At 69.5% G+C, this 20,507-nt stretch carries 24 protein-coding genes and 1 pseudogene; 13 read left to right on the forward strand and 12 right to left on the reverse strand.

Annotation, left to right across the window (positions count from 1 at the left end; all coding sequences use genetic code 11):
• Positions 1-52: 52 nt before the first annotated feature.
• On the forward strand, positions 53-583 hold the full coding sequence (locus H4W30_RS12750; RefSeq protein WP_192743042.1) for a hypothetical protein: 531 nt from the start codon (positions 53-55) through the stop codon (positions 581-583).
• A gap of 20 nt (positions 584-603) precedes the next feature.
• Here H4W30_RS12750 and H4W30_RS12755 read toward each other — a convergent pair whose 3' ends face one another.
• On the reverse strand, positions 604-1,953 hold the full coding sequence (locus H4W30_RS12755) for a carotenoid oxygenase family protein (RefSeq protein ID WP_192743043.1): 1,350 nt from the start codon (positions 1,951-1,953) through the stop codon (positions 604-606).
• Between the two features lie 89 nt (positions 1,954-2,042).
• Between H4W30_RS12755 and H4W30_RS12760 the strand changes: the two genes are divergently transcribed.
• On the forward strand, positions 2,043-2,567 hold the full coding sequence (locus H4W30_RS12760) for a TetR/AcrR family transcriptional regulator (protein WP_192743044.1): 525 nt from the start codon (positions 2,043-2,045) through the stop codon (positions 2,565-2,567).
• Between the two features lies 1 nt (position 2,568).
• On the opposite strand, the gene H4W30_RS12765 is transcribed toward H4W30_RS12760, so the two are convergent.
• The 3 genes from H4W30_RS12765 to H4W30_RS12775 all read right to left on the reverse strand — a co-directional run bounded on the left by H4W30_RS12765 (position 2,569) and on the right by H4W30_RS12775 (position 5,985).
• Positions 2,569-3,705 carry an FAD-dependent oxidoreductase gene (locus H4W30_RS12765; protein WP_192743045.1) on the reverse strand — a complete coding sequence of 379 codons (1,137 nt, stop codon included), beginning with the start codon at positions 3,703-3,705 and terminating at the stop codon, positions 2,569-2,571.
• Between the two features lie 99 nt (positions 3,706-3,804).
• Positions 3,805-5,070 carry a carboxylesterase/lipase family protein gene (locus tag H4W30_RS12770; RefSeq protein ID WP_192743046.1) on the reverse strand — a complete coding sequence of 422 codons (1,266 nt, stop codon included), beginning with the start codon at positions 5,068-5,070 and terminating at the stop codon, positions 3,805-3,807.
• A 9-nt stretch (positions 5,071-5,079) separates the two neighbouring features.
• Complete coding sequence (locus H4W30_RS12775; protein WP_192743047.1) at positions 5,080-5,985, reverse strand: MBL fold metallo-hydrolase; 906 nt, start codon at positions 5,983-5,985, stop codon at positions 5,080-5,082.
• A 102-nt stretch (positions 5,986-6,087) separates the two neighbouring features.
• Here H4W30_RS12775 and H4W30_RS12780 point away from each other — a divergent pair.
• A pseudogene (locus H4W30_RS12780) lies at positions 6,088-6,906 on the forward strand (helix-turn-helix domain-containing protein); the annotation flags it as partial.
• A gap of 24 nt (positions 6,907-6,930) precedes the next feature.
• Here the strand turns inward: H4W30_RS12780 and H4W30_RS43695 are convergent.
• On the reverse strand, positions 6,931-7,302 hold the full coding sequence (locus tag H4W30_RS43695) for a VOC family protein (RefSeq protein WP_225949309.1): 372 nt from the start codon (positions 7,300-7,302) through the stop codon (positions 6,931-6,933).
• A 53-nt stretch (positions 7,303-7,355) separates the two neighbouring features.
• Between H4W30_RS43695 and H4W30_RS12785 the strand changes: the two genes are divergently transcribed.
• A complete protein-coding gene (locus tag H4W30_RS12785; protein ID WP_192743049.1) occupies positions 7,356-7,805 on the forward strand; it encodes a MarR family winged helix-turn-helix transcriptional regulator in 450 nt (149 codons plus the stop codon).
• 1 nt (position 7,806) lies between these two features.
• On the opposite strand, the gene H4W30_RS12790 is transcribed toward H4W30_RS12785, so the two are convergent.
• Positions 7,807-8,241, reverse strand: coding sequence for a hypothetical protein (locus tag H4W30_RS12790; RefSeq protein WP_192743050.1), 435 nt, complete (start codon positions 8,239-8,241; stop codon positions 7,807-7,809).
• A gap of 128 nt (positions 8,242-8,369) precedes the next feature.
• On the opposite strand from H4W30_RS12790, the gene H4W30_RS12795 reads away from it, so the two are divergent.
• Genes H4W30_RS12795 through H4W30_RS12805 form a run of 3 tightly spaced genes read left to right on the forward strand, consistent with a single transcriptional unit; the run spans position 8,370 to position 9,836 of the window.
• Complete coding sequence (locus tag H4W30_RS12795) at positions 8,370-8,789, forward strand: nuclear transport factor 2 family protein (RefSeq protein WP_318780597.1); 420 nt, start codon at positions 8,370-8,372, stop codon at positions 8,787-8,789.
• Positions 8,790-8,799: 10 nt separating this feature from the next.
• Positions 8,800-9,456, forward strand: a complete 657-nt coding sequence (lexA, locus tag H4W30_RS12800) for a transcriptional repressor LexA (RefSeq protein ID WP_192743051.1) — start codon at positions 8,800-8,802, stop codon at positions 9,454-9,456.
• Between the two features lie 38 nt (positions 9,457-9,494).
• Positions 9,495-9,836 (forward strand): VOC family protein, encoded by a 342-nt coding sequence (locus H4W30_RS12805; RefSeq protein WP_192743052.1) that lies wholly within the window; start codon positions 9,495-9,497, stop codon positions 9,834-9,836.
• Positions 9,837-9,838: 2 nt separating this feature from the next.
• On the opposite strand, the gene H4W30_RS12810 is transcribed toward H4W30_RS12805, so the two are convergent.
• The gene (locus H4W30_RS12810; RefSeq protein WP_038509265.1) at positions 9,839-10,186 is read right to left on the reverse strand and encodes a DoxX family protein; all 348 of its coding nucleotides are present in this window, start codon (positions 10,184-10,186) and stop codon (positions 9,839-9,841) included.
• A gap of 250 nt (positions 10,187-10,436) precedes the next feature.
• Between H4W30_RS12810 and H4W30_RS12820 the strand changes: the two genes are divergently transcribed.
• The 4 genes from H4W30_RS12820 to H4W30_RS12835 are packed head-to-tail and all read left to right on the forward strand — an operon-like array spanning position 10,437 to position 13,444.
• Complete coding sequence (locus H4W30_RS12820) at positions 10,437-11,045, forward strand: TetR/AcrR family transcriptional regulator (protein ID WP_192743053.1); 609 nt, start codon at positions 10,437-10,439, stop codon at positions 11,043-11,045.
• A gap of 1 nt (position 11,046) precedes the next feature.
• Entirely contained in the window at positions 11,047-11,703 is a 657-nt protein-coding gene (locus tag H4W30_RS12825) for an enoyl-CoA hydratase-related protein (RefSeq protein WP_192743054.1), read from the forward strand.
• A 5-nt stretch (positions 11,704-11,708) separates the two neighbouring features.
• Positions 11,709-12,647 (forward strand): sigma-70 family RNA polymerase sigma factor, encoded by a 939-nt coding sequence (locus H4W30_RS12830; RefSeq protein ID WP_192743055.1) that lies wholly within the window; start codon positions 11,709-11,711, stop codon positions 12,645-12,647.
• 2 nt (positions 12,648-12,649) lie between these two features.
• A complete protein-coding gene (locus H4W30_RS12835) occupies positions 12,650-13,444 on the forward strand; it encodes an alpha/beta hydrolase (RefSeq protein WP_192743056.1) in 795 nt (264 codons plus the stop codon).
• 5 nt (positions 13,445-13,449) lie between these two features.
• Here H4W30_RS12835 and H4W30_RS12840 read toward each other — a convergent pair whose 3' ends face one another.
• Both H4W30_RS12840 and H4W30_RS12845 read right to left on the reverse strand, forming a co-directional pair.
• Positions 13,450-14,436: an acyl-CoA desaturase gene (locus H4W30_RS12840; protein ID WP_192743057.1), complete on the reverse strand. Its 987-nt coding sequence runs from the start codon at positions 14,434-14,436 to the stop codon at positions 13,450-13,452.
• Positions 14,437-14,912: 476 nt separating this feature from the next.
• The gene (locus H4W30_RS12845) at positions 14,913-15,764 is read right to left on the reverse strand and encodes a nitroreductase/quinone reductase family protein (protein WP_192743058.1); all 852 of its coding nucleotides are present in this window, start codon (positions 15,762-15,764) and stop codon (positions 14,913-14,915) included.
• A 455-nt stretch (positions 15,765-16,219) separates the two neighbouring features.
• Here H4W30_RS12845 and H4W30_RS12850 point away from each other — a divergent pair, with 455 nt between their 5' ends.
• The gene (locus H4W30_RS12850; RefSeq protein WP_192743059.1) at positions 16,220-17,476 is read left to right on the forward strand and encodes an HNH endonuclease signature motif containing protein; all 1,257 of its coding nucleotides are present in this window, start codon (positions 16,220-16,222) and stop codon (positions 17,474-17,476) included.
• A gap of 674 nt (positions 17,477-18,150) precedes the next feature.
• On the opposite strand, the gene H4W30_RS12855 is transcribed toward H4W30_RS12850, so the two are convergent.
• Complete coding sequence (locus H4W30_RS12855; protein ID WP_192743060.1) at positions 18,151-18,621, reverse strand: GNAT family N-acetyltransferase; 471 nt, start codon at positions 18,619-18,621, stop codon at positions 18,151-18,153.
• 21 nt (positions 18,622-18,642) lie between these two features.
• Positions 18,643-19,521: an aminoglycoside phosphotransferase family protein gene (locus H4W30_RS12860; RefSeq protein ID WP_192743061.1), complete on the reverse strand. Its 879-nt coding sequence runs from the start codon at positions 19,519-19,521 to the stop codon at positions 18,643-18,645.
• A 28-nt stretch (positions 19,522-19,549) separates the two neighbouring features.
• Between H4W30_RS12860 and H4W30_RS12865 the strand changes: the two genes are divergently transcribed.
• Positions 19,550-20,095 carry a GNAT family N-acetyltransferase gene (locus tag H4W30_RS12865; protein ID WP_192743062.1) on the forward strand — a complete coding sequence of 182 codons (546 nt, stop codon included), beginning with the start codon at positions 19,550-19,552 and terminating at the stop codon, positions 20,093-20,095.
• On the opposite strand, the gene H4W30_RS12870 is transcribed toward H4W30_RS12865, so the two are convergent.
• Complete coding sequence (locus H4W30_RS12870) at positions 20,066-20,491, reverse strand: acyl-CoA thioesterase (RefSeq protein ID WP_192743063.1); 426 nt, start codon at positions 20,489-20,491, stop codon at positions 20,066-20,068. The genes H4W30_RS12865 and H4W30_RS12870 overlap by 30 nt on opposite strands.
• Between the last annotated feature and the right edge of the window lie 16 nt (positions 20,492-20,507).

The following is a 20,507-nucleotide window of genomic DNA, read 5'->3' on the forward strand; positions in this document are numbered from 1 at the left end:
CCGGCGGCCCCGTTCCCGTCAGGGAGCGGGGCCGCAGGCATAAGGTGACCGCGTGTACTCACCGATCCCGGTCCTGAACGAGCTGAAGGACCTCTACGACTCGGCCGGCGACTACTTGGCCGACGGTTTCGAGCTATACGACTACGACGACAAGAGCAGCTTCCCCCAGGAGCTGGACGACCCCGCGTTCCTCTCGCGGCTGATCCCCTTCGCCCAGGCGAACGGCAGCGGCTCGACCTACGCGATCTGGCGGGCCGACGACGCGACGGACCTCGCCCTGTCGCCCGTCGTGGTCTTCGGCGACGAGGGCGGTGAGCACGTCATCGCGCGCGACTTCACGGATTTCCTGCGACTACTGGGTTTCGACGCCGAAATCATGGTCGGCCACGACTCTGCGTACTACTACCGCGAGGAAGGCGACGACCACAGCGGCTCGCACGAACAGTTCGTCGCATGGCTCCGTGAGCGCGGCCTGACGCCGGCAGATGATCCGGACGGCGTCGTGGCCGCCGCTCAGGAGGCCTACGGGGAGCGGTTCAGGGCGTGGATCACGCCGTTCTACGCGAAGGTCGGCTGGGCCTGAGGCGATGGCTCACAGAGGTTTCAGGCGGCGGGGATCCAGCTGCCGTGCAGTCCCAGCGGGACACGGACGGGCAGGTGGACCCTCGCCAGGGGCTCCCCTGTGAAGTCCTGCGAAGCCAGGATCACCAGGTCCGCCGCGCCACGATCGCGGTCGTGGACGTAGACCAGGTTGTAGCCGTCGTCCTCCGCCCCGGCCCCGGCCGACGGGACGAACACGGTCTCCCCCGCGCTCGCGTCGCGGCCGAACTCGTGGGCTTCGGTGATACCTGTCAGGAGGTCGTGTTTGAGCAGAGCACTGCTGAAACCCTCGTCGGGGCGGTCCGGTTCGGTGGCGCTCGGGGTGGCGTACAGCTCGGCCGCCGCCGAATAGCCGTAGCGGTAAGGCTTTCCGCCGAACCGGCCGTTGAGGCGCGGGAAGTCCTGCGGGCGGTCGTGCAGCAGCGTGCGCGTGGCCCGGCCGGCCGCGAGATCCGCCGTCCAGCGTTCGAGCACGGGCTTCGAAGCGCCGACGTCGGCGAAGTCGATCGGCCGGGGATGCACGACCACGTCCACCACCACGGTTCCGTTGTCCTCGAAGGCGTTCAGGGTGTGACCGACCATGACGGGCGCGGTCTCGAACCACTGCACCGCCCCGCCCGCTCTCGGCAGCAGTCCGAGCCGTGACGGCAGTTCCCGGTTCCAGTGGAAAGGCACGCCCGTCGCCAGGCGTCCGGGCTCGAAGACCATCGGGGACTCGTAGAACACCACGTAATGCTCGGTGAGCGCGAAGTCGTGCATGTACGGCAACGTCGACGCCTTGATGCCGGTGACGCTCCGGTTGCGCCCGTCGGGGCCGATCACGATGTGCTGTACGAAATCCGCGCCGTACCGGAAGGCCAGCGAGTGCAGCTCACCGGTCGCGTGGTCGTACTTGCTGTGCGCGTTGGCGGAGAAACCCTGTTCCGTCGCACCGAGGCCGGCGGGCCCGACGGTGTCGAGTTCATCGGTCAGCTCATACGGGGCCAGGCCTCCTTCGATGAGCGCGTAAAGGCGGCCTCCGTGTCCGGCGATCTGGACGTTCGGCGCGAAGTCCAGGCGTTCGTCGGCGACCTGCCCGCGCCGCGGTTCCCCGAGCCGGTCGGCGACGGAAGCCGACCGGACCCAGCGGTTGCGGTACCACTCGGCGCGGCCGTCGCGCAGGCGCACGCCGTGGACCATGCCCTCCCCGAGGGTCCAGATATGCGCCGACGCGTCTTCCAGACCCAGCGGGTTCGGGCCGATGCGCAGGTAGCGGCCGTCGAGGTCGGCCGGGATCTTCCCGCTGACCGGCAGGTCGAAGGCGGTGATCTCTTCGGTGACCGGGGCGAAGTTGCCCAGGACGTAGCGATTCATCGTCGTTCCTTTGCGGCGAGGCGTTCTTGAACATCTGTATAATACATCTGTATAAGACGCTTGTCACAGCGCACCGCTAGGATCGCGGCATGGGACAACGAGAGGACCTCCTCGACGGAGCCAAGCGGTGCCTGGTCGAACGCGGCTACGCGCACACCACCGCGCGGGACATCACCGCCGCTTCCGGCGCGAACCTCGGCTCCATCGGGTACCACTTCGGCTCCAAAGAGGCCCTCATGAACGAGGCCATGATCGAGCTGTCCACCGAAGCGGTGGAGCGGCTGCGGGAACCGGAGGGCGCTTCGCCCATCGCCACCTGGCAGAGCCTTGTCGGCTCCTTCGCCGAGCAGCGCGACCTGTGGACCGCGGTCCTGGAGAGCGCGACGCAGGCCATCCGCTTCCCGGACCTCCGCGAACGGCTCGCCGATGCCCAGGACGAAGCCCGGAAGGTCCTCGGCGAACGGCTGTCCCCCACCGACGCCGACGCGGCGGGAGCCGTCCAGCTCGCCCTCATCGTGGGCGTGATGATGCAGCACCTCGTCGCCCCGGATCGGGCCCCCGGCGCGGAAAAGATCGTCCGCGGCCTGGAGGCCCTCGCCGGCGGCAAGGCCTGACTCAGGCCTTCCGTTCCTCGATCCCGAACAGGTTCAGCAGCCGCTCGGGGATGTCGTCCCCGAAGATGCTTTCGAGCAGGAAATCCTCCTCCATGGGCGTTTCACAGCGGACGAACATGGCCTGCTCGTACTCGGCGATGGCGGTCTCGACGTCGTCGGGACGCGCGGCGAGGACTTTGGCGAGCTCGGCGCCGTCGAGCATCGCCAGGTTGGCGCCTTCCCCGTTCGCCAGTGCGAGATGCGCGGCGTCGCCGAGCAACGTCACGCCGGGGACGCGTTCCCACCGCAGCCCGGACGGCAAGGCGAAGGCGGGGCGGTGGATCGGCGCGACGTCGCTTTCGGTGATCAGCGCGGTGAGCTCCGGCGACCAGCCGTCGAACTCCGCCGCGATCCGCGCCTTGGCGGCTTCGGCGTCGGTGAAGTCGATGGCGTCGAACCACTCCAACGGCTTGCTCAGCTCCACATAGGCGTGCAGCGTGTCGCCGCGTTCCCGGTGGGCGTTGACACTCATGCCCTCCGTGGCCCCGGTCCCGACCATCGATCCGCCGCCGACCGTCTTGGCCACGGCGACGTGCCGGGTGTCGGCCTCGTACAGATAGGTCTCGACGTACGACTTGCCTGCGTACTCGGGAACGGCACCGGTGAGCAGCGGCCGGATCCGCGACCAGGCCCCGTCCGCGCCGACGAGGAGATCCGTGACGACGGTGGTGCCGTCGTCGAAGGTCACCTCGTGACGGCCGTCGCCGAGTGTCCGGGCGCCGACGGCCTTGCGCCCCCACCGGACGGTGCCCGCGGGGAGCGAGTCGAGCAGCATCCGCCGCAGGTCCCCGCGTTGCGCCTCGGGGCGCCCGCCCGTGCCGTCGTCGCCCCGCTCGAACAGGACGGTCCCGTCCGACTCCAGGACCCGCAGCGCCTGACGGCCCTCCAGGACGATGCCGCGGAACTCGTCCATCAGGCCGGCCGCCTCGAGGGCGAGCTGCCCGTTGTAATCGTGGATGTCGAGCATCCCGCCCTGCAGGCGCGAAGCCGGAGACGCCTCCGCTTCGAAGACCTCGGACGGGATGCCGTGGACGTGCAGGACCCTCGCCAGGGTGAGCCCGCCGAGACCGGCTCCGATGATCGTGACAGGTGTGTTCATGGTGACCCCTCGGATCGCTTCTGGAATGACATTCCAGAGCGTGTCCCGGGCCGCTGGCAGGCGGCGCACACGACGCTGGCACCGGTCTGGCGGGCGCTGTCAGCCGAAGAATTCGACGGTGTCCGCCGGCCAGCCGGGGTCGCCGGTCCCCGCGAACGCGACCCACGCGCCGTGCATCCTGGCCGCGAGACCTTCCGGTGCGGGATCGGGCCCGAGCAGACCCGCCTCCCCGTGCAGCCACGGCTCACCGGCGACGTCGAAGACGAACGGCAGCTCGACGGTGTGCGCGGCGCCGAGCCGTCCGTTCAACGCCGTCGAGCGATGGCCGAACGAGTACCGGTGGGTGTGTCCGCCCGAGATCCGCGCGTGCGCCTGCGCCAGGCGCTCGGTACCGGCTCCGAACAGCGTGTGCCCGAGATCCGGTCGGCCGTAAAGGTTTCCTTCCTCGCTGTTGGTGCCGATGAGCAGGGCGACGTCGCCGTGGAGAGGGCTGTCGGCGGGCTGGACCGGCGCGACGAGACTGAACGGGCTCAGCCCGGCCAGCGGATCCTCGGCGGTTCCGGTCCGCAGATCGAGACCGGCCAGTGCGGGCAGGATCTCCACGAACCGCTCGTCCGGGATCTCTCCGAACGCTCGCGCGGTGGGCTCGGTTCCCAGCGCCGAAGCGGCCGCCGCGGTGACCCGGGCGGCCTGCTCCGGCGTGAAGGCCCCGGTTCCGCTGCCGCTCTGGACGATCGCCCGGCGGAACAAGCCCTTGGCCTCCGGCGTCGCGAGCAGCGCGCCGGTGAGCGTCGCCCCCGCGGATTGCCCGAAGACGGTGACGTTGCCCGGATCGCCCCCGAACGCCGCGATCGTGTCCCGCACCCAGCCGAGCGCGGCGAGCACGTCGAGCAGCCCGCGGTTGGGCGGAGCGCCCTCCAGGTCGAGGAATCCGGGGACGCCGAGGCGGTAGTTCACCTTCACCAGGACGACGTCGTCGCGCGAGAACGCTCTTCCGTCGTACAGCGCCGCGCGGGCCGAACCGGTGACGAAGCCGCCGCCGTGCACGAACACCATGACCGGGCGGCGGCCGCCGTCCGCCGCGGGCGTCCGGACGTCGACGGTGAGGTACTCGTCGCCGCGCACCCAGCCGGGCCCGAAATACGGGGCCATGTCGAGCCCGCCGAAGCCGCGCACCGGCTGGGGAGCCGTCGGCCCGGGCCGCGTGCCGTCGCGGACGCCGGGCCAGCCCGGATGCGGCGACGGCGGGAGGAAGCGGCCAGGTCCGATCGGCGCCGCCGCGTACGGGACGGCCTGGTAGAGCTCACCGAAGGAGTCGCGCCGGCCGCGCACGACACCGGACGGGGTTTCTGCTTGCACGTACACGAAAACTCCTCAGGAGAGGGCGGAGAACCCGGCCCACCGCGCGACCGCGAACTTCGATCCCCGGCGCTCGACCCGCAGCGCGCCCTGAGCACCGAAATGCGCGGGGAAGACGAGAGCGTTGTCGTCGGCGGCCTGGCCGAGCACTTTGTGCCGGGTGGCGCGGGATCCGGCCGGGTCTTCGCAATAGGGCGAATTGGTGTCCGGCTCCACGATCTGCACCGCGGTGTGCACGAGGTCGCCCACGAACAACGCCCGCTCCCCACCCGATTCCAGGGTGAGCACGGACGAGCCGGGGGTGTGGCCGGGCGCGAGGTCCAGCCGCACATTCCGGTCGATGCGGTGCGTGCCGTCCCACAGCCGGGTCAGCCCAGCCTCGTGCACCGGCGCGACGCTGTCCTCGAAGACGTTCTGATTTCCACGCCCCAGCACGGAATCGTGCGCTTCGGCCGGATTCCAGAAGTCGAAGTCGGGCCGCGGCATCAGATACTCGGCGTTCGGGAAGGTCGGCACCCAGGTGCGGCCGTCGAGCCGCGTGTTCCAGCCGACGTGGTCGATGTGCAGATGCGTGTTGACCACGACGTCGACGTCCTCGGGCCGCACCCCGGCGGCCGCGAGATTGTCGAGGTAGGCGGTGTCTAGGCGGTTCCACACCGCCGCGTAGGGCCGGTCCTTGTGGTTGCCGACCCCGGTGTCGACGAGGATCGTGCGTCCTTCGCTGCGGATCAGCCAGGACTGGAGCGCCGTGCGGCACTCGTTCGTCTCGGGGTTCCAGAAGTCGGGCGCCAGCCAGTCACGGTGTTCGTCCCACGCGCCGCCGGGGCTGTCCGGCATGAATTCGGCCGGCGTCATGCCGAGCGAACCGTAGAACTCCTTGACCCGGGTGACGGTGACGTCTCCGATGGTGATCTCGTCCATGTCACCGAGCCTGGAGGCCGGTGAGCGCCCGGGCCACGCCCCGCTTTTCCTCCCACTGGGAGGGTGTGGCTGGCAGTGGCCACACCACGCATACTCGGGTCCATGGACGGATCTGGCCCGCTCGGCGACTTTCTGCGGGCGCGACGGGCCCGGCTGCGCCCGGAAGACGTCGGTTTGCGTGACTTCGGGGCGCGCCGCCGGGTGGCCGGGCTGCGGCGTGAGGAACTGGCCCAGCTCGCGGGGGTCAGCGTCTCCTATTACTCGCGGCTGGAGCAGGGCATGTCGCGCGGCGCGTCGGCCGAAGTGCTCGACGCCATCGCCCGCGCGCTCCGGCTCGACGGCCACGAACGCGAACACCTCGAAAGGCTCGCCACCGCCGCCCGCCGCGTCCAGCGGGCACGCCGTCCACGGCCCGAGAAGCTCCACGACGAGACACGGGATCTCCTGGGCACCGTCGACGCTCCGGCGCTGGTGCTCGGCCGCCGCTCGGACGTCCTGGCGTGGAACGCCCTCGGCCACGCCCTGCTGGGCGGGCATCTGGACTTCGACGCGCCGGACGACCCGGCGCGACGGCCGAACATGAGCCGGATGCTGTTCCTGGACCCGCACTGCAGGGACCTCTACGCCGACTGGAAGCGGAAGATCCGCGCGGTGGTCGGCAACCTGCGGATCGCCGTCGGCAAGTATCCCGAAGACCCGCTGCTCGCGGAGCTGATCGGCGAGCTGACGATGAAGAGCCCCGAGTTCGTCGCGCTCTGGGGCGACCATCGCGTGCGGCCCTGTGACGCCGAAAGCTACGAACTGCGGCATCCGGTCGTCGGCACGGTCACGGTGGCCCAGCAGACCTTGTCGATCGCCCGGTCACCGGATCAGCTGCTGGTCGTGTGCACGACCCCCGCCGGCTCGTCCGACGCGCGAGCACTCGCGCTGCTGCGGCAAGCGGGCTCAGGCCTTGTCGTGCACGGTGATCGCGTAGCCGTCCGGGTCCGCGAAGGCGAACGTGCGGCCGAACGGCCCGTCGAACGGCTCCGTGAGGATGGTGACGCCGGCGCCGGCCAGCCGGTCGTGCAGGCCTTGGGCGTCGTCGGCGTGCAGCCACATCGCCACCCCTGATCCCGGCCGCGGCGTGATGGCGTCGAGATCCGTGCCCGGCACGGGTTCCCGCACCGCGAACGGGATCGTCTTCGTGCCGAACACCACCGCGTGCGGCGGGGCGACGGGCAGTCTGCTCAGCCCGAGGTGGGTTTCGTAGAACGCGGCGGCGCGGTCGAGGTCGCGTACCTGCAGTGAGAAGAAATCGGGCCCGGTCACGGTCATGTCGTCCTCCATGTCAGTGTGTTGACATAGCCAACGTATGTCATGATGCTGACATGAGTCAAGGCGAGCAGGTCGGGCCGCTGGACCAGGCGGTGGGATACATGCTGAAACGAGCGGCGACGGCGCTCCGGACGGCGATGGACACCGCGTTGCGTCCCCTCGATCTGACCGTGCCGCAGTACTCCTGTCTCGAAGTGCTGTCGCAGCGGCCGGGGCTGTCCAACGCGGAACTGGCCAGGGCCGTGTTCGTCACCCGGCAGTCGATGAACCTGGTCCTGCGCGGACTGCAGGACCGAGGGCTCATCACCCGCCCGGCGACGGCGCCTCAGGGCCGGGCCCTGCCCAGCACGCTCACCCCCGAGGGACGCGAACGGCTCCGCGCCGCCAGCGGCGCCGTGCGCGCGGTCCAGGACCGGATGCTCACGCCGTTTTCGCCGGACCAGCGGGACCGGCTGCTGCACGACCTCGCCGCCTGCGCCGACGCGCTCGCCCCCGAAGAGTGACTCAGGACCGCTTGTTCACCAGCGTTTCCGGCTTGAACGCGTACACGTCGGCACCCTGGACCAGCACGTGCCATTCACCGCAGACCTTGTCGGTCCGGCTCTCCTGCCCCGACGGCCACCACTGGGCGGCGAGGGTGGCCGCCTGGGTCGCGGCCGGCCCCGGCACGCAGACGCCGGGCAGCGTCCCGCCGGTGAACTTCAGGATCCGCTCCGAACCCGTGGTCCGGATGACCTCCGTGATCGACGTCGCCCCGTCCGGCACCCATTCCGGCAGGCGGGCGTCCGCGTCCCGCTTTCCCTCCGCGCCGGTCGCGTAGCCGACCGTCTTGACGTGTCCGTTCGCTTTTTCGGTCAGCCCTTCCTTGAGACCGCATCCGGACAGGGCGACCGTGGCCGTCGCGGCGGCGAGGACCGCCGCGGTGATCTTCGTGTTCATACGATCGAGTCAACCTCGCGGAAACGTCGGCGGGATCGGACTTTCGGCCCGCCCTGGCCGCCATCCGGCCGATCTCCACGACCGATAACCGCCAGCGTCCGGCGATGCCGCGCGCCACAGTGGTCGTCGTGACGACGACAACAGACGCCATGTCCGTGCTCGAAGGCATGTACGCGGCGGAAGCCGAGTACCTCGCCGCGGGCGGGGCCACCTTCGCGCCGCTCGCCCCGTTCTTCTCCCCCGACGTGGTGCTGCACCAGGCGGATTCCTTGCCCTACGGCGGAATCTGGCGCGGCCACGAGGGTATCGAGCGGTTCTTCGCCGCGATGAGCGACACCTGGGACGTCTTCGACATGGTGGAGCAGAGCTTCCTGAGCGAGACCAGCCCGCTGGTCGTGCTGACCCACGTGCACGCCCGCGCCAGGGCCACCGGCGACGAGGTGGATTTCCCGATCCTGCAGACGATCACCGTCGAGGACGGGCGCATCACCGAGGTGCGGCCGTTCTACTGGGACACCGCGGCGATCGCGGCGGCCTGTACGAACTAACATTCCGATGATGACCGCCTACCAAGATCTCGAGCTGTTCGAGGAAGCCGCTTCCCTGCCGGAGCGGCAACAGAAGATCCTGCTGACCATCCGCGAATGGGTGATGGAGTACGGATACTCGCCGAGCACGCGCGAAATCGGTGAAGCGGTCGGGCTGCGCTCGACGTCCTCGGTGTCGAAGCATCTGGCGGCCTTGGAGGAGAAGGGCTTCCTCCGCCGCAGCAGCTCGATCTCCCGACCCATCGACGTCCGTGCCTTCCTACACGGCAGCACGTCGAAGGCGTCCACAGAGGACTCCGTCCCGGTCCCCGTCGTCGGCGACATCGCCGCCGGAACGCCGATCTCGGCCGTCGAGCACGTCGACGACGTGATGACCCTTCCGCGTGAACTCACCGGGCGCGGCAACGTCTTCGGGCTGCGGGTGCGCGGTGATTCGATGATCGACGCGGCGATCTGCGACGGCGACATCGTCGTGGTGAAGCAGCAGCAGGAGGCGCACTCCGGCCAGATCGTCGCCGCGATGATCGACGAGGAGGCCACGGTCAAGGTGTACCGCCGCCGCGACGGCCACGTGTACCTCGAACCGCGCAACCCCGCCTACGACGTCATCGACGGGGACCGCGCGAGCGTGCTCGGCGTCGTGGTTTCGGTGCTGCGCAGCGTCTGACCCGGTTTTGTCGGTGGGCCGGAGTAGCTTCGGCGCCCATGTACGAAATCGACTTCGTCGAGTTCCCGTCGAGTTCGGCGGCGGGCTCGGGCGCGTTCTTCGAAAAGGCCTTCGGGTGGGCGGCGACGGCGTACGGCCCGGCGTACACCGACGTCCAGAGCGGTGGCACCGTCTCGTTCGGTTTCCAGGAGGACACCGCGCAGCAGACGGCGGCGCCGCTGGTGACGATCCGCACCGACGACCTCGCCGGGGCGAGGGCTTCCGTCGAGGCCGCGGGCGGGGTCGTCACCGTCGAGCCGTTCTCCTTCCCCGGCGGGCGCCGGTTCCACTTCCGCGAGCCCGGCGGCGCCGAACTCGCGGTGTGGACCCCGGATTCCTGACCTCAAGCGGCGAAGCCGAGCACCAGGGAGGCGGCGACGGGCGCCATGTACATCAGCGGGAACGCGACGTGCGACGGCCAGTGCGCGCGAAGCACGGTGATCACCGCGCCGGTGAAGTAGAGCACCAGGCCGATCCCGGCCGCGACGCCGAGCGCGGGCACCCACAGGCCGGCGATCAGGCCGAGCGCGCCCGCCGCCTTGGCGACGCCGAGCGGCGTCCACCAACCGCGGGGGACGCCGTAGTCGGCCAGCGGCTGCACGACCCACTTGGCACGGAAGAAGATCGAGGCGGCCGAGAACGCGGCCATGAACGCTCCGACGACGGTGACGATGACATAGGCGGTGGTCATTTCGGTTTCTCCTCGGGTTCTCGGTGGTTCAGCGGGTTGACCCCGGCCGCACGCCGGATGTGACAACCTGGCGGCGGAGGCGGACATGACCCACGTCACATCCCGCGACGGCACCCCGATCGCCGGTGAACGGGCGGGCTCCGGGCCCGCCGTCGTCCTGGTCGGCGACGGTCGCCTTCTCTCCTGGCGCACGTTTTAGAGCGACTGCTCTCTTATTGTTTTGGAGCAAGCGCTCTGTTACTCTCGCGTCGTGGCCCGCCCCCGTGTGCACGACCTCGACCGGCTGCTCGACGCGGCCGAGCGCCTGGTCGTCGAGGCCGGTGCCCAAGGCGTCACCGTCCGGTCGCTCGCGACCGCCGCCGGGGTGTCCAACGGCTCGATCTATCACGCCTTCGGCTCACTCGGCGCGCTGCTGGCCCACGTTTGGCTGCGCGCGGCGGGCGAGTTCCTCGACCTCCAGACCGAGCTGGCCGATCAAACGGAAGACCCCGCAGCGGCGGTCGTCGCCGCCGCGAGCGCGCCGGCCGTGTTCGCCGACCGCCGGCCCGAGGCCGCCCGCCTGCTCATCACGGTCAAGAAGGAGCACCTGCTCGGCCCGCAGGTCCCCGACGATCTCGCCGGTGACCTCCTGGCGCTCGACAAACGCCTGATCGCACTCCTGGTCCGGCTCGCCGGACGGCTCTGGGACCGGCGGGACGCGCAGGCCGTCGAGGTGCTCACCACCTGCGTCGTCGATCTGCCGACAGCCGTGTTCCTCCGCGCGTTCACCGCGGGCGAGCCGATCTCCGAAGACTCCCGCACCCGGCTCGCCTCCGCGGTGCGCGCCATACTCCTGCTCCCGCCCCCACGAAAGGACTGACATGCCCACGCTGCGCCACGACGCCCCGGTGTTCCTGCTGGACCTCGGAGACGACGAGAACCGCTTTTCGCCTTCCTGGCTGGAAACCGTCCATTCCCAGCTGGACACCGTCGTCGCTTATCCGGATCCGGCCGTGCTGGTCACCGTCGGCTCCGGGAAGTTCTACTCGAACGGCCTCGACCTCGATTGGCTCACCAGCAACCCCGCCAAGGCCGCGCAGTACGTCGCCGACGTCCACGAACTGCTGGCCCGCGTGCTCACCCTCGGCGTGCACACGGTCGCCGCGATCAACGGGCACGCGTTCGGCGCCGGGGCCATGCTGGCGATGGCGCACGACTTCCGGGTGATGCGCGCCGACCGCGGGTACTTCTGCTTCCCCGAAGCGGATATCAACATCCCGTTCACGCCGGGAATGGCGGCGCTGATCCAGGGCAAGCTCACCCCCGCCGCCGCGATCGCGTCGATGACCACGGGCCGCCGGTTCGGCGGCACGGACGCGCGGGACCTGGGGCTCGTCGACGCCGTCGCCGAGAAGCCCGCGTTGCTGGAGTACGCGGCCGACCTCGTCCGCCCGCTGGCGGGCAAGGATCGCGGCACGCTGTCCGCGATCAAGACGACGATGTTCACCCCGGCCGTCACCGCGCTTCGCGCCAAGTAGCCGTCGTGCCCACCGACGACGCGGCGTTCGATCGCCTGGTCGAGCCGCTGCGCCGCGAACTGCACGCCCACTGCTATCGGCTGCTCGGCTCGGTCCACGACGCCGACGACGCGCTGCAGGACGCGCTCCTGCGGGCCTGGCGGGGGATGGACCGGTTCGAGGGACGCAGCTCGATGCGCACCTGGCTCTACACCATCGTCACCCGCACCTGCCTGGATGTCGCGGCCGCTCGCGGGAAGCGGGCGTTGCCGATGGATCTGGGCCCGTCGAGCGAGCAAGTCGTGCTCGAAGACGCTCCGGTGACCGAGGTGGCGTGGCTCGGCCCGTACCCGGACGCGCCGGACGCCCGGTACGAGCGGCGCGAAGCAATCGAGCTGGCCTTCGTCGCGGCATTGCAGCACCTGCCGGGCAACCAGCGGGCCGCGCTGGTGCTCTTCGACGTCCTCGGCTTCTCCGCCGCCGAAATCGCGTCCACAATGGACACTTCGGTCGCGGCGGTGAACAGCGCGCTGCAACGCGCGCGGGCGATCGTGGCCGAGAAGGTCCCGGCGCCCGAGAAGCTCGAAGGTGGCCGGACGCGTGAGATCGCCGCGGGCTTCGCCTCCGCGCTGGAGCGCGGCGACGCCGACGCGCTGGTGGCGTTGCTGACCAAGGACGTCACCTGGTCCATGCCGCCGCTCATGCGCTGGTACAGCGGCATCGACGCGGTGACCGGCTTCGCCGTCGCGGTCCCGCTGGGCCGGTGCCCGAGCTGGCGTACCGAGGTCCTCACCGCCAACGGGCAGCCCGCCGTCGCCTGCTACCTGGGCGAATCGGCCGACGCCGTCCATCGCGCCTGGTCCATCAACGTGCTCACCCCGCGCGAAGACCGGATCCGCGAGATCACCTCGTTCCTCGACGCGGACCTGTTCGCGCGGTTCGGCCTTCCCCCGGCGAAGGCCTGAGCATGCGCAAGAAGGTGTTGATCGCGCTGGCGGTGGCCGTCACCATCGTCGGCGTGGTCTTCGGTGGCGCGTTCGCCTTCCAGCGCAAGCTGATCTACCTGCCCGAGGCGGGTCCGCTCCCCGGTGCGGCCGACGTCCTGCCCGGCGGCCGGGACGTCACGCTCGCCACTTCGGACGGGCTGAGCCTTTCGAGCTGGTACTTCCCGGTCAGCGGCGCGAAGGCGACCGTGCTGGTCGCGCCGGGCAACGCCGGGAACCGGTCGTACCGCGTGCCGATGGCCCGCGCGCTGACCGCACGCGGGCTCTCGGTGCTGCTTCTGGACTATCGCGGGTACGGAGGCAATCCCGGTGAGCCGTCCGAGGACGGACTCGCGCTGGACGTCCGCGCCGCACAGGACTTCCTGATACGCGAGGCCGGGACACCGCTGATCTACTTCGGCGAGAGCCTCGGCTCCGCGGTCGTCACCGAACTGGCCGTCGAGCGCCCGCCGTCCGCGCTCGTGTTGCGTTCGCCGTTCGTCGACCTCGCGTCGGTCGGGCAGCGGCACTATCCGTTCCTGCCGGTCCGCTGGCTCCTGCGGGACGAGTTCCCGACGAGGGACAACGTCGCGCGGGTGAAGGCACCGGTGACCGTCGTGTACGGCACCGCGGACTCGATCGTCCCGGCCGAGCAGAGCCGCGCCGTGGCGCGGGCGGCCGGTGCCGAGGCGATCGAGGTCCCCGGCGCCGATCACAACGATCCGGCGTTGTCCGACGGACCGGAACTGATCGGCGCCATCGCGGACGCGGTTCGCTGACGGGCTCAGGCCCGCTTCGCGCTCCGGCCCAGTGACAGGGCGTGGCCCGGGTTGAGCTTCCGGCCGAGGCGATCGGCCTTGGGCCAGCGGACGTCCGTCGCCCAGCCCGCCTTCTCGAACAGCCAGATCAGCCGCGCCGAGATGTCGAGCTGGCCACGGCGGACGCCGTGCCGGGCGCCGGTGGGGTCGGCGTGGTGGGAGTTGTGCCAGGACTCGCCCATCGAGGCGATGGCGAGCGGCCAGAAGTTCGCGGATTTGTCGCGCGCGGCGAACGGGCGATCGCCGATCATGTGACAGAGCGAGTTCACCGACCAGGTGACGTGGTGCAGCAGCGCCACGCGGACCAGGCTCGCCCAGAAGAACGCGGTGACCGCGCCCCACCACGACATCGTGATCACGCCGCCGAGGACGGCGGGCGCGAGCAGCGTCACGACGGTGAGCAGCGGGAACAGGCGATCGATCCGGGCGATGTCACGGTCGGCGAGCAGATCGGGGGCGAACCGGTGCGCGTTGGTCTTCTCGCGCTCGAACAGCCAGCCCATGTGGGCGTGCCAGAAGCCGCGGGCCAGCGCGGCCGGGGTGGTGCCGAACCGCCACGGGGAGTGGGGGTCGCCCTCGCGGTCGGCGAAGGCGTGATGGCGCCGGTGGTCGGCGACCCAGCCGATGACCGGGCCCTGCATGGCCATACTGCCGGCGACCGCGAGGGCGATCCGCAGGCCGCGGTTGGCCTTGAAGGCGCCGTGGGTGAAGTAGCGGTGGAAACCGATGGTCACGCCGAGGCCGGTGAGGAAGTAGAACCCGGCGGCCAGGCCGATGTCCACCCAGCCGAGGCCCCAGCCCCAAGCGAAGGGGACGGAGGCGGCCAGTGCCAGCAAGGGCACCACCGCGAACAGCTTGACGAGGAAGTTTTCGGTGTTGGTCTGCTCCCCGGACAACAGGGGCTGTGGCGCCTGCCGCTCTGCGCTGTCCGGGTTGTTTAGAACTGAAGTCATATCGTCGCTTCTTGGTCGATGGCCAAGCTGTGCCTCTTGCCAGCCTGGTATCGGCTGTGTCAGCCGATGTCACGGCGCGACGCACGGAAGGCGACGCCCGCGACGAATTCTGCGCGAGCGTGCTTGGACAACACGACACCCAAAACGTTGGTCTGTCCGGTCAACGAACGGCGTCGGCCGAAGGTTCCGGTGTGGGGTAAGAAGGTTCGCGAAAAAGATCCATGTATCGCTCGCCTTGCGGGGTCGCGGGGTCGTGCCGCTCGATCTGGGTGTCGAGCGGGTGGCTGAACAGCGCACTGTCGGTGCTGTGAGTTTTGACTGTGAAACCTTTCGGAGGGACCGCTGGATTCGCGGTCTTCGGCGAGGCCGGGGGCGAATTCCACCCGCCTCGTACCGGAACGGCGTCGCGCCGCGAAGGCGCCGCCATCCCCCACGATACACGCCCCGGGGCCGGAACCCCAGGGCGTTCGCATCGATCAGCCGGGTGCCGTCACGTTGAGCGCCGCCACGACCGTCCGCTCTTCGTAGGCGAAATGCGCTTCGAGCCTCCCCTCGAGCGCGTCGAACTCGTCGCGCAGGCGAACCGGGTCGCTCTCGCCGTGGACGTACCCCTCGACGAGCTCCCGGATCCGCTTCTGCAGGCCCGCGACGACGACGTGGTCCTCCCCGAGCTGGGTCAACACCGGCCCGAGTGCCGGGAACCGTTGCGCCAGCATGGGAAACGCGCCCATGTCTTCGCCGGTGTGATGTTTGGTCAACGCCTCGCAGAACGAAAGACAGTGTGCCCGCAGGGATTTCTCCATCAGGAGCGTGTCCGCACGACCGTCCACGATGTCGTCCACCCCGGCGCGCAGCGTCTTGAGCTCCTCCCGCAGCCAGTCGTGGACCTCCACCAGGAAGTCCCCCAGCCCTCGCACCCGGTCGTCGATCCGGTGCAGGATCACGACCGGCAGCACGCGTGTCGTTTTCGCCTGGTACTCGGCGAAACCCGGCTCCACGGCGACGACCTTCGCGAACAGCGCGTCACGCTCCGCCGCGGGCGGAACGGCCGCGATGGCCTCGTAGGTCTCGTTCCCGGTCTCGATCGTGACCCGGTGGTCACGCCGGATGTTGTGGTACCAGCCCGGATGCGCCGGCGCCCCCATGTTCGAAGCGACGACGACGGTCTTGCCGTCGATTTCCAGATAGCCCAACGGATTCGTCCGTCGCGCACCGCTCTTGGCGCCGGTGGTGGTGAGCAGGATCAGCCGCCACCCTTCGAACATGCCGCCGAGCTTTCCCTTGCTCCGCCTGAATTCCTCGATCACCTGGTCGTTGAAGCCGGTCAATGCGGTCCTTTCCCGTCGATGTGTCGACAGGAGGGCGCGGAACCGCCACCGGAAGAGCGCACACGAGCCTGGACGCACCCGGTTTCGGGGTGCACCACATGGAGGCGTCGTCCCACGACGAGGGGATGACTGAATACGAGAGACGGTGTGTGCCGATCTCTGGTGGCCGAGTAGCCGCTACCTCCATGCGTAGGCCCATACGGGGCTCGATGACGACGTTAGCACGAGCCTTGGTCGATGCGCACCCCCTTCCTCATTGGGCCGCATTCGCTTTACTGAAAGGCACAGTAAGACTCTTCGTGCGCTTAAAGCGCTTCGCTGCCTTAAGACTCCTTCGCGCGCTTAAAGGCGCTTCGCTGCGTTGATACTCCTCCGCTGTTGCCATTTTCCGGCAATTTCCCTTGTTGGGCCGTTTGGGCTAGTGCAGGTGTTCGAATCGGAGTAGCTTTGGTGTTGTGGCCAGCGACGATGCACCTCAGGGGACGTCCACCGAGTGGTGGCGCGTCGATACCGCGACGCTGCATGCCCGGAAACAGGAACTGGAAGTCCTGAAGCGTCGGATGGATGCGGAGCAGAATGCGATCCTGGCGGAAATCAACTCCCGTGGGGTGCGTGGGTGTAGTGGTCATTCGACGTTGGCGGCGTTGATTTTCGAGGACTTCCTGGTGACCGACAAGGAAGCCGGCGCCCGCGCCGACCGGGTTCTGGCGCTGCATCCCGGCCCGTCCATCGGCGGAGACCCCGAACCACCACTGGCCCCCTTGACCGCCCAGGCCGCCGCGGAGGGTGCGATCGGGGGTTCGCAGATCGACGCGATCATCCGCACTTTGGCGCGGATTCCGTCCAGTGTTCCGGAGGAGGATGTGCGGGCCGGGGAGGCGATCCTTGTCGAGCTGGCGCGCCGGGCGGGGCCGCGGCAGATCGCCCGCGCCGGACGCCGCCTGCTCGACAAGCTGGATCCGGACGGGAAAGAACCCCGCAACGAGGACCCGAAAGACACCCGCCCGGAGCTACGGTTCGTCAAACACCGCGACGGGTCGCTCGGTCTCAAGGCCCGGCTCGACCTCGAAACCTACGCGCGGTTGAAGTCCGACCTGGATCCGATGGCCAAACCCCACAAGGCCATCGACGGAGTGCGGGACTCCCGCAGCCAGGACGAACGCTACGGGGATGCCTTCACCGACTACGTCCGGTTGAAGACCACCAGCCGAAACCTTCCCGGTCAGGCCGGCGAAGCCACCCACATTTTGGTCACCATGTCCTACGAGGACTTGATGAACGACCTCGGTGAAGCACACCTCGATCTCGTCGGGCCGATCAGCGCCACCGACGCCCGCATCCTCGCCTGCGACGCCCGCGTGCGACCGGGTGTCCTTGGCACCGCGGGCGAACCTCTCGACATCGGCCGATCGAAACGCACCGTGTCCCTGGCGCAGAAGTACGCGTTGACGATCCGCGACGGCGGTTGCGCGTTCCCGGGCTGCGATATGCCCGTCCCCCGCTGCACCGCACACCACATCGTCTTCTGGCGCCACCACGGCGAAACAAAGATCGACAACCTCGTCCTGCTGTGCACCAAGCACCACCGGCTCATCCACCACAGCGAATGGAAAGTCCAGATCGCCCAAGACGGAATCCCCGAATTCACCCCACCCACCTACCTCGACCCCACCGGGAGCCCGAGACGGAACACCATGCACCTCAGGACATAGGCCGACCCGATCGGACAACCGACTGTCCACATGAGACAGCTGTCACGGTAACCAATCCGGCACTTCGCGAGTGTCGTGAACGAAGCGTGCCCAATGACGCCAATCGGGCATCCAGCGACCAAGGTGGCCAGGGAATGCAAGGCCGGCCCGTAGGCCAGTCCAGAACCACGCCGCGAAGACTTGCTTCACTTGAGGCAAGCGAGGAAAGCCTGGCAGGGAGTGGCTCGGTCATGCCTACCAGCCCTTGTGAGTCCACCATCTCAGGACAAACGCCCCTGCCACGTCGCGTATGCCTCTTCGCAACACGACCCAGCTCGTTCCGTCTCCGCGCCACCCACTCACCCGCCTCCGCGCCGCAACACGACCAGCTCGCTCCCACCTCCCCGCCTACTCACCCGCCTCCGCGCCACCCACTCACCCGCCTCCGCGCCGCAACACGACCAGCTCGCTCCCACCTCCCCGCCTACTCACCCGCCTCCGCGCCGCCCGCTCACCCGCTGCCATGCCGCGCCACCCGCCTTCGCCACCGCGCGCTCCCTCACCCGCCTTCACCAACCTGCGGCCCGCTCACCCGCAACCCATCAGAAACCACGGCACGAAAGGCCCACATCCGATGCGAGAAAAGTCCCCTTCACCTCACCTGCCCGACCCAACACGACGCCAGGCGCGAATCCCTAGTCCAGCGCCAACTCCCCGACCACCTGGTCCCCGCTCGTCTCCCCGGTCAAGCGGAACCCGAGCCTCAGGTAGAAGCGCTCGGGCCCGTCGTCGCCTGGGTGCCAGGACGCGGTGAGGCGGTCGCCGCCCCGGCGGCGGATCTCGGCGGCCACGGCCTCGACCGCGAACCGGCCGTAGCCTCGACCCTGCTCGCCTGCCGCGATGTTGAGCCGCCACAGACCCGAGCGGATGTCCGTACCCGTGCCGTCGCCGGCGAAGTCGATGTCCAGGAAGGCCATGAGGAAACCGACCAGCCGGTCACCGTCGAAGATGAGGCGGGGCCAAGCGACACCGGGGTGCACGTAGGCCTCGGCGAGGGACTTCACGACCGGCGCGACCAAATGGGCTTGCGCCGGGTGGACCTTCAGCTCGATCGCGGCGTCGAAGTTGGCGGCGGTGACCTCGGCCAACCGGAGCGTGCTCGTCATGTTCGAACCGTAAACCCGTCATCAAGTGATTTCGTCCAGCACCGCCCGGATCACGTGCCTCGCGTTCCCCGCCATCGCCTCGTTGGTCCCGCGGTAGTACGGCAGCGCGATCAATGCCTGCGAAAGCGTCCGCGCGCGGCCGCGGCTCCAGGTCGCCTCGTCCACGCCAAGCGCCTCGCGGAAGACTTCCCTCGCGTCGGCGGGCAACAGGTTCCACGCCGGGAACAGGTCGCAGGCCGGGTCTCCTGCGCCCAGGCAACCGAAGTCGATCACCGCGGAAAGCCGGTCGCCGTCCACCAGCAGGTTGCCCGGCATCAGATCGGCGTGCAGCCACACCGGTGCTTCCTCCCACGCCGGAAGCCGTAATGCGTCCTCCCAGAGAGCGAGGACGGCGTCGCAGTCGACGTTCTCCTCGGGGATCGCGCGCAGGCTTTCGATCGCCGACCGCGTCTCCGCGTCCAGCGTCGTGAGCGGTCCGCCGCGGTGCGCTCTCGGCGCTCGCGCCATGGGGATACGCCACATCGCCAGCACGAACTCGGCCAGGTCTTCGGCCAGCGGTACGGGCAGGCCGAGCGCGTCCGGCCGCGGGTTCTCGCCCGGCAGCCAGCGATACACCGACCATGGCCACGGGTAGCCGTCGGCCGGCGACCCGGCGCCGAGCACCTCGGGGATCGGCGTCGGCAGCCGTGACGCGATACGCGGCAGCCACTTCTGCTCCAGTGCCACGTCCTTCGCGCCGCTCTCGGCCAGGGGCAGCCGGACGACCATGTCCTCGCCCAGCCTGAACATGGCGTTGACCGTGCCGCCCGACGGCCACCGTTCGACCGTCCGCCCCGCCCACCGGGGGAACCGCGCCGCGATCAGCTTCCGCACCAGGTTCTCGTCGACCACGACGGACATCCAACCACCGCGCGGGCATCATCGAGCCATGCCGATCCTCACCGGCCCTGAGCCGCTCACCGCGGAGCTCACCATCCGCCCGGCCCGGCCGGGCGAGGAGGACGCCGTGCTCGACCTCCTGGCCGAAGCCGCCGCCTGGCTCGCCGAGCGCGGGATCCACCAATGGCCGCAACGCTTTCTCCGGGAGTCGGTGCTCGATCAGATCCAGGCGGGTGAGGCGTTGCTGGTCGTCGGGCACGGCGAGCCGGTCGCGACCTGCGTGGTGACCGAGGCGGATCCCGAGCTCTGGGGCGAAACGCGGGAACCGGCCTACTACCTGGGCCGCCTCGCGGTGGCGCGGGAGGCGGCCGGAGCCGGGCTCGGGAACAGGATCATCGACTGGGTCGGCGAGAAGGCCGCGGCTCACCACAAGGCCTTTGTCCGGGTGGCGACCACGAGGGACAACCCGGCCTTGCGCGGGTTCTACGAGCGCCTGGGTTTCGAGCACGTGGCCGACCCGCCCGAGGCGAAATGGCCCACCAGCCTCTATGAAAAGACAACCAGCTCACGGCAGGCCGAGGATTTCCGGCCTTGAGGCGTACCGCCGCCAGTGCCGCCCCGGATCCGGGACGAGGCGGCGGCTTTCGAGATCCAGCAGCCCGGAAAGGCTCTCCACCTCGGCCACGACGGCGCCGTCCGGTGCCACGAATTCCTGTACGACCCGTGACACCTTGCCCGGCTCCCAGGTGAACCTGGTCAGGACGTCGATCCGCGCGCGGGCACGTAGTTCCCGGCGGAACCGGATCGTCGTTTCGAGGTTGACCGGCCCGAGGTTCCCGGCCTTGAGCGCCAACGGGTCCACGCCGGCCGCCCACACGCACTCCCAGCGAGCGTGATCGGCGTACGCGAGGTAGGCGGGGCCTCGGACGTGACCGTTGATGTCGAGATCGTCCGTGCGGATGTCGATGGTGACGCGGAAAGGTTCGGGCACCTCCCGATCTTCGCCC

It is taken from the genome of Amycolatopsis roodepoortensis, assembly GCF_014873915.1.
GTDB lineage: Bacteria > Actinomycetota > Actinomycetes > Mycobacteriales > Pseudonocardiaceae > Amycolatopsis > Amycolatopsis roodepoortensis.

Bases quoted from the DNA above. Each gene is read 5' to 3' on its own strand.
- H4W30_RS12865 (WP_192743062.1), top strand. From the start codon at position 19,550: ATGCCGATCCTCACCGGCCCTGAGCCGCTCACCGCGGAGCTCACCATC.
- H4W30_RS12805 (WP_192743052.1), top strand. From the start codon at position 9,495: ATGTACGAAATCGACTTCGTCGAGTTCCCGTCGAGTTCGGCGGCGGGC.
- H4W30_RS12835 (WP_192743056.1), top strand. From the start codon at position 12,650: ATGCGCAAGAAGGTGTTGATCGCGCTGGCGGTGGCCGTCACCATCGTC.
- H4W30_RS12825 (WP_192743054.1), top strand. From the start codon at position 11,047: ATGCCCACGCTGCGCCACGACGCCCCGGTGTTCCTGCTGGACCTCGGA.
- H4W30_RS12860 (WP_192743061.1), bottom strand. From the start codon at position 19,521: ATGTCCGTCGTGGTCGACGAGAACCTGGTGCGGAAGCTGATCGCGGCG.
- H4W30_RS12785 (WP_192743049.1), top strand. From the start codon at position 7,356: ATGAGTCAAGGCGAGCAGGTCGGGCCGCTGGACCAGGCGGTGGGATAC.
- H4W30_RS12760 (WP_192743044.1), top strand. From the start codon at position 2,043: ATGGGACAACGAGAGGACCTCCTCGACGGAGCCAAGCGGTGCCTGGTC.
- H4W30_RS12765 (WP_192743045.1), bottom strand. From the start codon at position 3,705: ATGAACACACCTGTCACGATCATCGGAGCCGGTCTCGGCGGGCTCACC.
- H4W30_RS12775 (WP_192743047.1), bottom strand. From the start codon at position 5,985: ATGGACGAGATCACCATCGGAGACGTCACCGTCACCCGGGTCAAGGAG.
- H4W30_RS12790 (WP_192743050.1), bottom strand. From the start codon at position 8,241: ATGAACACGAAGATCACCGCGGCGGTCCTCGCCGCCGCGACGGCCACG.
- lexA (WP_192743051.1), top strand. From the start codon at position 8,800: ATGACCGCCTACCAAGATCTCGAGCTGTTCGAGGAAGCCGCTTCCCTG.
- H4W30_RS43695 (WP_225949309.1), bottom strand. From the start codon at position 7,302: ATGACCGTGACCGGGCCCGATTTCTTCTCACTGCAGGTACGCGACCTC.
- H4W30_RS12855 (WP_192743060.1), bottom strand. From the start codon at position 18,621: ATGACGAGCACGCTCCGGTTGGCCGAGGTCACCGCCGCCAACTTCGAC.
- H4W30_RS12755 (WP_192743043.1), bottom strand. From the start codon at position 1,953: ATGAATCGCTACGTCCTGGGCAACTTCGCCCCGGTCACCGAAGAGATC.
- H4W30_RS12810 (WP_038509265.1), bottom strand. From the start codon at position 10,186: ATGACCACCGCCTATGTCATCGTCACCGTCGTCGGAGCGTTCATGGCC.
- H4W30_RS12840 (WP_192743057.1), bottom strand. From the start codon at position 14,436: ATGACTTCAGTTCTAAACAACCCGGACAGCGCAGAGCGGCAGGCGCCA.